Source organism: Streptomyces sp. NRRL B-24572, from assembly GCF_002156145.1.
Classification (GTDB): Bacteria; Actinomycetota; Actinomycetes; order Streptomycetales; family Streptomycetaceae; genus Streptomyces; species Streptomyces vietnamensis.
In genome coordinates, this window is the sequence record NZ_MWIG01000309.1 from 1 (window position 1) to 10893 (window position 10893).

Genomic DNA, 10893 nt, shown 5'->3' on the forward strand with positions numbered 1-10893 from the left:
CTCCGAGCAGGTCGGCGGCGTCATGATGGTCGACGGCATCCGCGCGCTCGCCGCCGACCCGGCCACCGACGTCATCGTCCTCGTCTCCAAGCCGCCGGCCGCCTCCGTCGAGAAGAAGGTCCTCGCCGAGGTCGCCGCCGCGGGCAAGCCGGTCGTCGTCTGGTTCATCGACGGCTCCGAGGAGGCGGTCACCGCCGCCGGCGGCCACTTCGCCGCCGGCAGCCTCCAGGCCGCCCGCAAGGCCGTCGAGCTCGCCGGCGTCGAGGGTTCCGCCGTCGAGGAGTTCGATGCCGAGGCCGCCGCCGACGCCGTCGTCTCCCGCCTGGCCGAGGGCCAGAAGTACGTACGCGGCCTGTTCTGCGGCGGCACCCTCTGCGACGAGACCATGTACGCCGTGCGCGACGCCGGGCTCGACGTCTGGTCCAACATCCAGAAGAACGCCGGCTTCCGTCTCCCGGCCGGCTCCGCCTCGCGCGGCCACACCTTCCTCGACTTCGGCGACGACGACTTCACCAACGGCCGTCCGCACCCGATGATCGACCCGGCCCTGCGCATCGAGCGCATCGTCGAGGAGGCCAAGGACCCCGAGGTCGCCGCGATCGTCATGGACTTCGTCCTCGGCTTCGGCTCCCACGAGGACCCGGTCGGCACCACCCTCCCCGCCATCGAGGAGGCCCGGCGCATCGCCGAGGACGCCGGTCGTCACCTGGAGATCGTCGCCTACGTCCTCGGCACCGACCTGGACGCCCCCTCCGTCGCCGCCCAGAGCGCCGCCCTGCGCGCGGCCGGCGTCACCGTCACCCTCAGCTCCACCGAGACGGGCCGGTTCGCCCGTGAGATCGCGAAGAAGGCACAGGCATGAGCACCGAGAACACCGAACTCACCCCGGCCGCACGGCTGTTCGCTTCCGACCTGAGCGTCGTCAACGTCGGCCTCGCCATGTTCGACGCCGACATCGCGGCCCAGGACGCCAAGGTCTCCACCCTGGACTGGACCCCGCCCGGCGGCGGCCACCCGGAGGCCGCCCGCGCCCTCGACGCCCTTGAGCGCCCCGAGCTCGCCGCCCGGATCGAGGCCGCCAACGCCGAGGCCGTCGAGCGCATCACGGCCGCCCGCCCGATGCTGATCGGCTTCGACCGCGCCCTCGACGTCGTCCCCGGCATGACCCCGACCACGATCCTCCACTCGGGCCCGCCCATCGCCTGGGAGGACATGAACGGCCCGATGAAGGGCGCCGTCACCGGCGCGATCGTCTTCGAGGGCCTGGCGAAGGACCTGGACGAGGCCGCCGAGGTCGCCGCCTCCGGCCGGATCACCTTCAAGCCGTGTCACGAGGCGGACTCGGTCGGCTCGATGGCCGGCGTCACCTCCGCCTCGATGTACGTGCACATCGTGAAGAACGAGACGCACGGCAACGTCGCGTACACCAACCTGTCCGAGCAGATGGCGAAGATCCTGCGGATGGGTGCCAACGACCAGAGCGTCATCGACCGCCTGGTCTGGATGCGGGACGTCTTCGGCCCGATGCTCAAGGAGGCCGTCGAGTTCACCGGCCCCGTCGACCTGCGTCTGCTGCTGTCGCAGGCCCTCCACATGGGCGACGAGTGCCACAACCGCAACGGCGCCGGCACCCTGCTGCTCTTCCAGGCGCTCGCGCCGGGCCTGCTCCGGTCGTCCTTCACGACCGAGCAGAAGAAGGAGGTCTTCGACTTCGTCGCGTCCTCCGACTACTTCTCGGGGCCGACGTGGATGGCGATGGCCAAGGCCGCGCTCGACGCCGCCAACGGCGTGGCGGACTCCACGATCGTCACCACGATGGCCCGCAACGGCGTCGAGTTCGGCATCCGCGTCGCCGGCCTGCCCGGACGGTGGTTCACCGGTCCCGCGCAGAGGGTGATCGGCCCGATGTTCGCCGGGTACAAGCCGGAGGACTCCGGCCTCGACATCGGCGACAGCGCGATCACCGAGACGTACGGCTTCGGCGGCTTCGCGATGTCGGCGGCGCCCGCCATCGTCGCGCTCGTCGGCGGCACCGTGGCCGAGGCCATGGGCTACACCCGCGACATGGGCGAGATCACCACGGCGCAGAACCCCAACGTCACGATCCCGGCCCTCGACTTCCAGGGCCTGCCCACCGGCATCGACGTCCGCAAGGTCCTCGACACCGGGATCCTGCCGATCATCAACACGGCCATCGCCCACAAGGACGCCGGCATCGGAATGATCGGCGCCGGCATCACCCACCCGCCCGCCGAGGTCTTCACCAAGGCTGCCACCGCCCTCGCCGCCGCTCTCGCCTGACGCGACAGCCCTCCCGGAAGACCGGACACGATGAAAACAAACCGCTCCGCCGCGGAAACGGACACATCCGCGGACCGGGAACTCGACGACGAGTTCGAGCACGGCCCGGTACCGGCCGACCGCCGCAAGTCGCTCCTGACGGTCTCGGCCGTCTGGTTCGGATTCCCCATGATCCTGACCAACGCCATCCCCGGCGGCGTGGTCGTCGCCATGCTGGGCTTCTGGCGCGGGCTCGCGGCCATCCTCGTGGCCAACCTCGTCATGCTCCTGTACGTGGGGATCCTCAGCCACCGGGCCGGCAGCACCGGCGAGAGCTTCTCGCTGCAGGCCACGCGCACCTTCGGCCGCGGCGGCTACGTCATCGCCTCCGCGTTCCTGGCCACGATCGTGGTCGGCTGGTTCGCGTTCAACACCGGTGCCACCGGCGCGACGCTGCACGCGTCGTTCGGCTGGCACGAGCAGCTCGTCACCGTGCTCGCGGGTCTGGGCTTCATAGGTCTGACCTATCTGGGCATCAAGGCGCTGTCCTGGCTGGGCGCGGTCGCCGCACCGCTGTTCATCGTCGCCGGTGTCATCGCCCTGGTCGTCGTGGCCCGTGACCACGACCTGGGCGCCGTGTTCTCGTACCGGGGCGTCGGCGGCGCGTCCACGCTCACCTTCGGTGCGGCCGTCTCCACGATCATGGCGACGTTCGCCGACTCGGGCACGATGACCGCGGACTTCACCCGCTGGTCGAAGAACGGCCGGCAGGCCGTCCTCGCGACCGTCAGCGCGTTCCCGGTCGCGAGCCTCGTCGCCCAGGTCACCGGTGGTCTGGTCGTCGCCGCGGGCGCCATCGCCGCGGCCGGCACGGCGGGCGGCGACTTCCTGCCGATCCTGACCGGCGAGCACTCCGGGATCCTGAACGTGATCGCGGCCGTCTTCGTCTTCGTCAACCTCGGTTCCGTGTGCAGCCACTGCCTGTACAACGGCGCCCTGGGCTGGTCGCACCTGACCGGCACGACGATGCGCCTGATGACGATCGTCCTCGGTCTCATCGGTACGGTGGCCGCTCTCGCGGGCGTCTGGAACCACTTCCTGAGCTGGCTGGTCATCCTGAGCGTGTTCGTGCCGCCGCTCGGCGGCGTGCTCATCGCCGACATGTTCTTCGCCCGCGGCGGCCGCGGCGCGATGGACCGGCGTCCCACCGTGGCGGTCCGTCCGACGGCCTTCGTGGCCTGGGCGGTCGGCGCGGCGGCCGGCGGTGTCGCCCACTGGTGGGCGCCGCAGCTGTCCGACGCGGTCACCGGCCTGGTCGTCGCGGTGGCCGCGTACGCCGTCCTGGAACGGGTCGTGTCGCGGCCGTCCGAGGCCGGGGACCGGTCCCCGGCCGTCGGCGCTGCCGAGGTGACGGCGGGGTAGCCGCCCCGGCCCCCGCACCACGCCGCCACGACGAGCCGGATCAGAACGGGGCCCGGCCCGGCGGATGCGCCGACGCGCCGGGGCCGACGCCCCGGAGCGGGGCCCGGCCCCGGTCAGCGCAGGGCCGGTTCCTCCAGCGTGAGCGTCCCCGCGTCCGCGTCCAGCACGGCCGGCAGGCCGAGCGGCAGGGTCAGTGCGGTCGGGCTGTGCCCGAAGCCCATCTCCTCCAGGACCGGAACCCCGAGGCCGCCGAGCCGGTCGGCGAGCACCGCGCGCACCTCCTCGTACGGGCCGCACTCCTCCCAGGAGCCGAGGCCGATGCCCGCGACCCCGTCGAGCCATCCTGAGCGCAGGAGTTGGGTGAGGATGCGGTCGAGGCGGTACGGCTCCTCCCCCACGTCCTCCAGGAGCAGCAGCCCGCCGCGCGCCGAGGCCCGCCCGTGCGGGGTGCCGAGGTCGGCGGCGAGGAGGCTGACGCAGCCGCCGAGCGTCACGCCCCGGGCGCGGCCGGGTATCAGGGCCCGCGCCGTGTCCAGGCCGAGGGTCAGGACGGTCTCGGGCTCGAAGAGGGCGGCCCGCAGCGACTCCTGGGTGGCCGGGTCCGACAGGAACGTGGCGGCGGCGACCATCGGCCCGTGCAGGGTGGCGAAGCCGGCGCGGACGGCGAAGGCCTCGTGCAGGGCGGTGACGTCGCTGTACCCGACGAAGACCTTGGGCCCGGCCGCCCGGATCGCCGTCCAGTCCACCAGGTCGACCATGCGCTGGGCCCCGAATCCGCCGCGCGCGCAGAGCACGGCGGAGACCGAGGGGTCGCACCAGGCCTCGGTCAGATCGCGGGCCCGCGCCCGGTCCTCGCCTGCGAGGTACCCGAGGGTGGGGTGGGTGTCCCGGACGTGCGGGGCGACGACCGGTTCGAGGCCCCAGCCGCGCAGGATGTCGAGCCCGGCCGCGAGCCGTTCCTCGGGAATGGGACCGCTGGGTGCGACGACGGCGACCCTCGCCCCGGGGCCGAGCCGCTCGGCCCGGGCCAGGGCGTCCACCGGGGTCACGTGCGGTACTCCAGGTCCGGAACGTCCTGGCGCTCGATGCCGAAGGTCCGTACGTACAGGGCGAGTTCGGCCTCCAGGGCCCGGACCATGGTGTCGGCCCTGCGGAAGCCGTGCCCCTCCCCCTCGAAGGCGAGGTAGGCGTGCGGGACGCCCCGGCCGGCCGTGCGGGCGAGGAAGCGCTCGGCCTGCGCGGGCGGGCAGATGACGTCGTCGAGGCCCTGGAGCAGCAGGAACGGGACCGTGACCCGGTCGACGTGCTCGATGGGCGAGCGCTCCTTGTAGCGGGCGGGCACCTCGTCGAGCGGTCCGATCAGTCCGCGGAGGTACTGGGACTCGAAGTCGTGGGTCTCGTCGGTGGCCCAGCCCCGCAGGTCCAGGATGGGGTAGATGATCGTGCCGCAGGCGTACACGTCGGTGGAGACGAGGGACGCGGCGGTCGTCCAGCCGCCCGCGCTGCCGCCGCGCACGGCGAGCCGGGCCGGGTCGGCGGTGCCCTCGGCGGCGAGGGCCGCCGCGACGGCCGCGCAGTCCTCGACGTCGACGACGCCCCACTGCTCGCGCAGCCGCTCCCGGTACTCCCGGCCGTAGCCGGTCGAGCCGCCGTAGTTGACCTCGGCGACGCCGATGCCCCGCGAGGTGAAGTAGGCGATCTCCAGGTCGAGGACGAGCGGGGCTTGGCCGGTGGGCCCGCCGTGCGCCCAGATCACATAGGGCGGCAGCTCGCCCTCGGGCCCGCCGAGTTCGGGGTGGTGGGGTGGGTGGATCTGGGCGTGGATCTCGCGCCCGCCGGGGCCGGTGAAGGTACGGATCCGGGGCTCGGGGAGGTAGGCGGGGTCGACGGCGTCGGTGTGCGCGGCGCCGACCACGCGGCTGCGGCCGGTGCGGGTGTCGAGCTCGACGAGCTCGTAGGAGCGGTGCGGTCCGGCGGCGACGCCGACCACCCGGGTGCCGTGCGCGGCGAGGGTGGAGGCCCACTCGGTGCGGGTCCCGCCGGCGTCGACGAGGGCGCGGCGCTCGGGGTCGAGGATCCCGAGGGTGGTGGTTCCCCTGCCGTGGACGACGGCGATCAGCCCGTTCTCCAGGGAGGTGAACCAGCGGAGTCCGATCTTCCAGAGCGGGCCGCCGAACTCCTCCGCGCGGGGGCAGAGCGCCTCCGGTTCTGCGAGGCCGCCGTCGGCGTCGACCTCCGCGCGGTAGAGGTTCCACCAGCCGGTGCGGTCGCTGACGAACAGCAGCCGCCCGGCTGCGTCCCAGTCGACCTGCGGGATCGACTCGGCGGTCCCTCCGGCGACGGTCCCGGCCTCGCGGAAGGTGCCGTCGGGGGCGACCTCGGCGAGCTGGACCTCGGTGCCGTCCCAGGGCATCCGGGGGTGGTCCCAGGCGATCCAGGCCGCGCGGCGGCCGTCCGGGGAGAGCCGGGGTCCGGTCACGAAGCGGTGGCGCCCGTCGGAGAGTTCACGGACGGCCGTGCGGTCCTCGGCGGCCGAGCCGTCGAGGGGCACGGCGGCGAGGACGCGGCGGACGTCGGTCGGCGCGGGGCCGGTGAACTCCTCCAGGACGCACCAGACCTCGCCCCGGTCCGGGTGGATCACCGGGTCCACCCAGCGCAGTCCGCCGCCGACGGCGGAGACCGGGGTGAGCGGCCGCGGCTCCGCGCCGAAGACGTCGGGTTCGTACGCGTAGAGCCGCTGGTCGGGGAAGTGGCAGAACACGGCGAGCGGTCCGCCCGCCGGGCGCGCGACCGCCGCCCAGGGCTGCCCGCCGTACTCGATGACCCGGCTGCGGACGTTCCACGGGGCGGGCAGCAGGCTCTCCTCGGTGCCGTCGGCGCACCGCCGGACGAGGGCCCGCCGGCCTCCCTCCTCGGGGCGGGGCGCGGTCCACCACAGTTCGTCGCCGACGGCGCCGAGGTACTCGGGCCGCCCGTCGTGCGCGGCGGCGAGCGCGGCGCCGACGGGTGACGGCCAACTGCCGTACCCGGCCGTGGTCGTGGCCATACCGTCTCCCCCTGTCATGGGTCCGGTCCCCCTGTCCTACGCGGACTTCAGATAGTGGTCGAGCACCCGGACGCCGAAGTGCAGGGCGTCCACGGGGACGCGCTCGTCGACGCCGTGGAAGAGCGCCCCGTAGTCGAGGCCGGGGGGCAGCCGGAGCGGCGAGAAGCCGTAGCCGGTGATGCCGAGCCGGGAGAACTGCTTGGCGTCGGTGCCGCCGGACATGGTGAACGGCACGACGTGCCCGGCGGGGTCGAAGCGCTCGACGGCGGCCCGGAGCTTGGCGAAGGTCGGCGAGTCGACCGGGGCCTCCAGGGGCACCTCGCGGTGGTGGAACTCCCACTCCACGTCCGGGCCGGTGAGCTGGTCCATGGTGGCGGCGAACTCCTCCTCGGCGCCCGGCAGCATCCGCCCGTCGATGTAGGCGACGGCCTGGCCCGGGATGACGTTGACCTTGTAACCGGCCTCCAGCATCGTCGGGTTGGCGCTGTTGCGGAGGGTCGCCTCGACGAGGGCGGCGGCGGGGCCGAGCTTGTCGAGCAGGAGGTCGACGTCGAGGTCGCGGGCGCTGGTGTCGACGTCGATGCCGTAGAGCGCGGCGAGTTCCCCGAGGGCGGCGCGGACGGTCGTGGTGAGGCGGACCGGCCAGGTGTGGGTGCCGATCCGGGCGACGGCGGCGGCGAGGCGGGTGACGGCGTTCTCCTCGTTCACCTTGGAGCCGTGGCCGGCCCGGCCGTGGGCGGTGAGCTTGAGCCAGGCGGTGCCCCGCTCCCCCGCCGCGATCGGGTAGAGGGTCATGCCGGGCTGCGGGTGGAAACTGAACGCCCCGGATTCGCTGATGCCCTCCGTGCAGCCCTCGAAGAGGGCCGCGTGCCGGTCGGCGAGGAAGCCGGAGCCGTCCTCGGCGCTGGCCTCCTCGTCGGCGGTGTAGGCGAGGACGATGTCCCGGCGGGGGCGGATGCCCTGCCGGGCCCAGGAGCGGACGACGGCCAGGACCATCGCGTCCATGTTCTTCATGTCGACGGCGCCGCGCCCCCACACCACCCCGTCGCGGACCTCGCCGGAGAAGGGGTGGACGGTCCATTCGGCGGGGTCGGCGGGCACCACGTCCAGGTGACCGTGGACGAGGAGCGCCTCGGCCGAGGGGTCGGTGCCGGGGATCCGCGCCACCACGTTGGTGCGGCCGGGGGTCCGCTCCAGGAGGGTCGGCTCGATCCCCGCGTCGGCGAGCCGCTCGGCGACGTACTCGGCGGCCGGTCGCTCGCGGCAGTCGCCGCCGCCCCGGTTGGTGGTGTCGATGCGGATGAGCTCGGAGGTGAAACCGACCACCTCGTCGAGCGCCGTCGTGTCCGGGCCCCGGACCTCCTCAGCCATACTGCTCCTCCACTGCGGCCGAGACGATGGTCGTGACCGCCTTGAACGTGCGAATTGCCTCGTACATCGTCTCGCTGGTGTACGCGACGCGCCGCTCGCCGCTCCGCGCCACGCCGGGAACCACCGTGGCGGCCGCGCCAAGGTGCTCGGCGTCGAACTCCAGCTCCACGGTGAAGGGGCCGCCGCGGACCGGCTCGTGCCGGACGGCGAGCGCGGCTCCGGTCTTCGCGGCGGCGCGGATGTCGGCGGCGGTCCTGGCCGGGGTGCGGCACACCGCCGCGTACCGCGAGACATGGTCCTTGACGGCGACCTTGGGCGCCTCGGGTGCGTATCCGAGGGCGTCCTCGCAGGTCAGGTCGTCCCCGGTGACGAGGACGACGGGTACGCCGTACTCCGCGACCACGTGCGCGTTGAGCAGGCCCTCGCTCGCCCGCTCGCCGTTGAGCCAGACCCCGGTGATGGAGTTCGCGAGGTAGGTGTGCGCGAGGACCCCCTCGGTGCCGGCCCCCGTGTGGTACCCGACGAAGGCGATGCCGTCGACGTCCCCGTGCTGCACGCCCTCGACCATCGAGAGGGACTTGTGCTTCCCGGTGAGCATCTCGGCCCGCTCGTCGAGCCGCTCCAGGAGCAGGTTCCGCATGGACCAGTGCGCCTCGTTGATGAGGACCTCGTCCGCGCCGCCGTCGAAGAAGCCGAGCACGGCGGCGTTCACGTCGGACGTGAACATCGCGCGGCACCGCTCCCACTGGGGCGTCCCGGGCAGCACGTCGGCGGGCCAGGTCACACCGGTCGCGCCCTCCATGTCGGCGCTGATGAGGATCTTCATGCCTGGCACCGTACGCGTCGCCCGGCCGCCCTACCACCCCTGTGGATAACCACCGTTGGAGTGGACCAATGGCAGCCCGGCACACCACCCGATCGGCGGTCTTCGAATCGGACGAAACACTGCCAACGGGTGCGTATAGGCTGTCGGCCGCAGTTGTCGTTGTCGACCTTCCGGAGAGCCCTCGGTGACCATCGCCTTCACCCCGTCCGAAACGTCCCCCGCCGAGCCCGAGACGGTCTCGGCGATCTCCGAGCCCGAGTTCTGGGAGCCTTCGGCTCCCGAGCCCCAGGAGGCCACCGCGCCCCAGGAAGCACCGGACGCGCAGGACACGGCGGACGCGCAGGACGTGCAGGAAGCCCCGGGCGCGCAGGACGTGCAGGACACGGAGGAGATCCAGGACTCCCGGGACCTCGACCCCGTCGTCGTCCGTGACGCCCGGGACTTCGGGGTCTACGCCCGGACCGGCGGCTGGACCTTCGCGCTGAAGGTGGCCCGGAGCGTCCGGCCCGGCGGCCAGGCCGCCGAGGGGACGGCCCGGACGAAGGTCTCGGCGAAGGCCTTCGCGGAGCTCGCGGGGTGCTCGCCGGAGCGGGTCATGCGCTACTACAAGGCCTGGGACATGGCGGCCGACGACGGTCTGGTCCCGCAGTTCGAGGTGCTGGTCCCGGGCGAGGACATCGAGCTGCCGGACTCGGACGTCTGGCTCTCGTACTACACCTCCCGCAACAGCGCGCACTCCGTGCGCGGCCAGGCGATCACCGCGGCGGCCGAGGCGGAGGGCATCAAGCCGACGAAGGCCCTGGAGGTCGCGGAGAACCCGACGGCGCTGCGGGCGGCGATCCTCGCCGACCCCGGGACGGCGGAGGCCGCGCGCGGGGCGCTGCTCGACCGGATGAAGGAGGACCCGGCGCTCCAGACCGAGATGGCCAGGGCCTTCGCCCGTACCGACGACCTGAAGAAGGCGGTGGCGAACGAGGCGAAGGCCGCCGACCGCATCGGGTACGTACGGCAGATCGTGGAGAAGGGTGAGATCAGGACCCCCGCCGGGCAGACCGTGGAGGCGCCGGCCGAGCTGCGGGCCGAGGCCGAGCGGCACCTGTCGCTCCTCGACGAGCTGGACGACTCGGAGGAGGCGGGCGAGTGGGCCGGCGAGGCCTACGACACGGTGAAGGGCCTGGTCGCCAAGGCGGTCGAGGAGGATCCGGCGCTGCGCGTCCAGGAGCGGCGGACGAAGTTCTACAACAGCCTGCAGAAGGCGACGAAGGTCTTCGAGGAGCTGACGCTCGACGAGGTGATGGAGGAGGACATCTACGAGGCGGACATGCTCCAGCGCCTCGAAGCCCTCCAGGAGGCGATCGGCACCTGCATCAGCGCGCTGCGCAAGGCGACGACCGCCTCCTCCTGACGACCGCCTCCTGAGAGGCCGGTCAGTCCTGGTGGCCGAGCTGGAGGTCGCGCTCGGTGCGGCCGCCACCGGCCACCTGGAGGACGGTGGCGACGGGCGGGTACCCGGCGGCGATGACCGTGTACTCGCCGGAGGACAGGTCGATGAAGCGGAAGGTCCCGTCGGCGCCGGTGGTGAGGGTGTCGACGACGTTGCCCGCCGCGTCGAGGAGGGTGACCCGGGCCTCCTCCACGGGACGCCCTCCCCCGGCCCGTACGGTGCCGCGGAGCACCGCGCCGCCGGCCAGTTCGATGTCCTGGCGGGTCTCGCGGGAGGACTGGACGCTCACGGGGAGTGCGGCGGGCCGGAAGGCGGGGGCGCTGGCGGCGAGCGTGTACTCGCCCGCGACGAGTTCGCCGATGACGTACCCGCCCTCGCGTCCGCTGCGGGTGGAGGCGACGACCTCGCCGCGTACGTCGGTGAGGGTGACGGCCGCGTCACGCACGGGCGTGCCGTCGGCGGTGACGACGCTGCCCGCGAGCCGTCCGGCGCCGCCGAGGACGA

Annotated in this window: 8 protein-coding genes and 1 pseudogene; 4 read left to right on the top strand and 5 right to left on the bottom strand. The window is 73.2% G+C overall.

Features of this window, described 5'->3' with window-relative positions; all coding sequences use genetic code 11:
- The 3 genes and pseudogenes from CCN56_RS19320 to CCN56_RS19330 form a co-directional block, all read left to right on the top strand.
- A pseudogene (locus CCN56_RS19320) lies at positions 1–862 on the top strand (FdrA family protein); the annotation flags it as partial.
- A complete protein-coding gene (locus tag CCN56_RS19325) occupies positions 859–2301 on the top strand; it encodes a DUF1116 domain-containing protein (protein ID WP_086828460.1) in 1443 nt (480 codons plus the stop codon). The pseudogene CCN56_RS19320 and the gene CCN56_RS19325, both read left to right, overlap by 4 nt.
- Before the next feature lie 30 nt (positions 2302–2331).
- Positions 2332–3702 (top strand): cytosine permease, encoded by a 1371-nt coding sequence (locus CCN56_RS19330; RefSeq protein ID WP_086828461.1) that lies wholly within the window; start codon positions 2332–2334, stop codon positions 3700–3702.
- A 113-nt stretch (positions 3703–3815) separates the two neighbouring features.
- Here the strand turns inward: CCN56_RS19330 and CCN56_RS19335 are convergent, their stop codons facing one another.
- Genes CCN56_RS19335 through CCN56_RS19350 form a run of 4 tightly spaced genes read right to left on the bottom strand, consistent with a single transcriptional unit; the run spans position 3816 to position 8945 of the window.
- Positions 3816–4751 (bottom strand): LD-carboxypeptidase, encoded by a 936-nt coding sequence (locus CCN56_RS19335; protein WP_086828463.1) that lies wholly within the window; start codon positions 4749–4751, stop codon positions 3816–3818.
- A complete protein-coding gene (locus tag CCN56_RS19340) occupies positions 4748–6766 on the bottom strand; it encodes a prolyl oligopeptidase family serine peptidase (RefSeq protein WP_086828464.1) in 2019 nt (672 codons plus the stop codon). The genes CCN56_RS19335 and CCN56_RS19340 overlap by 4 nt, the downstream gene beginning before the upstream one ends.
- 18 nt (positions 6767–6784) lie before the next feature.
- Positions 6785–8119, bottom strand: coding sequence for a M20/M25/M40 family metallo-hydrolase (locus CCN56_RS19345; protein WP_086828466.1), 1335 nt, complete (start codon positions 8117–8119; stop codon positions 6785–6787).
- Positions 8112–8945 carry a M55 family metallopeptidase gene (locus tag CCN56_RS19350; RefSeq protein ID WP_086828468.1) on the bottom strand — a complete coding sequence of 278 codons (834 nt, stop codon included), beginning with the start codon at positions 8943–8945 and terminating at the stop codon, positions 8112–8114. The genes CCN56_RS19345 and CCN56_RS19350 overlap by 8 nt, the downstream gene beginning before the upstream one ends.
- 373 nt (positions 8946–9318) lie before the next feature.
- Between CCN56_RS19350 and CCN56_RS19355 the strand changes: the two genes are divergently transcribed.
- Positions 9319–10350, top strand: a complete 1032-nt coding sequence (locus tag CCN56_RS19355; RefSeq protein WP_373412872.1) for a hypothetical protein — start codon at positions 9319–9321, stop codon at positions 10348–10350.
- A gap of 22 nt (positions 10351–10372) precedes the next feature.
- Here the strand turns inward: CCN56_RS19355 and CCN56_RS19360 are convergent.
- Positions 10373–10893 (bottom strand): collagen binding domain-containing protein (locus tag CCN56_RS19360; protein WP_143664562.1); only part of this gene is annotated, 521 nt, incomplete at its 5' end.

What these genes read in the sequence shown, in the direction of transcription:
- CCN56_RS19330 (WP_086828461.1), top strand. Translation starts at nt 2,332, where the DNA reads ATGAAAACAAACCGCTCCGCCGCGGAAACGGACACATCCGCGGACCGG.
- CCN56_RS19325 (WP_086828460.1), top strand. Translation starts at nt 859, where the DNA reads ATGAGCACCGAGAACACCGAACTCACCCCGGCCGCACGGCTGTTCGCT.
- CCN56_RS19350 (WP_086828468.1), bottom strand. Translation starts at nt 8,945, where the DNA reads ATGAAGATCCTCATCAGCGCCGACATGGAGGGCGCGACCGGTGTGACC.
- CCN56_RS19340 (WP_086828464.1), bottom strand. Translation starts at nt 6,766, where the DNA reads ATGACAGGGGGAGACGGTATGGCCACGACCACGGCCGGGTACGGCAGT.
- CCN56_RS19345 (WP_086828466.1), bottom strand. Translation starts at nt 8,119, where the DNA reads ATGGCTGAGGAGGTCCGGGGCCCGGACACGACGGCGCTCGACGAGGTG.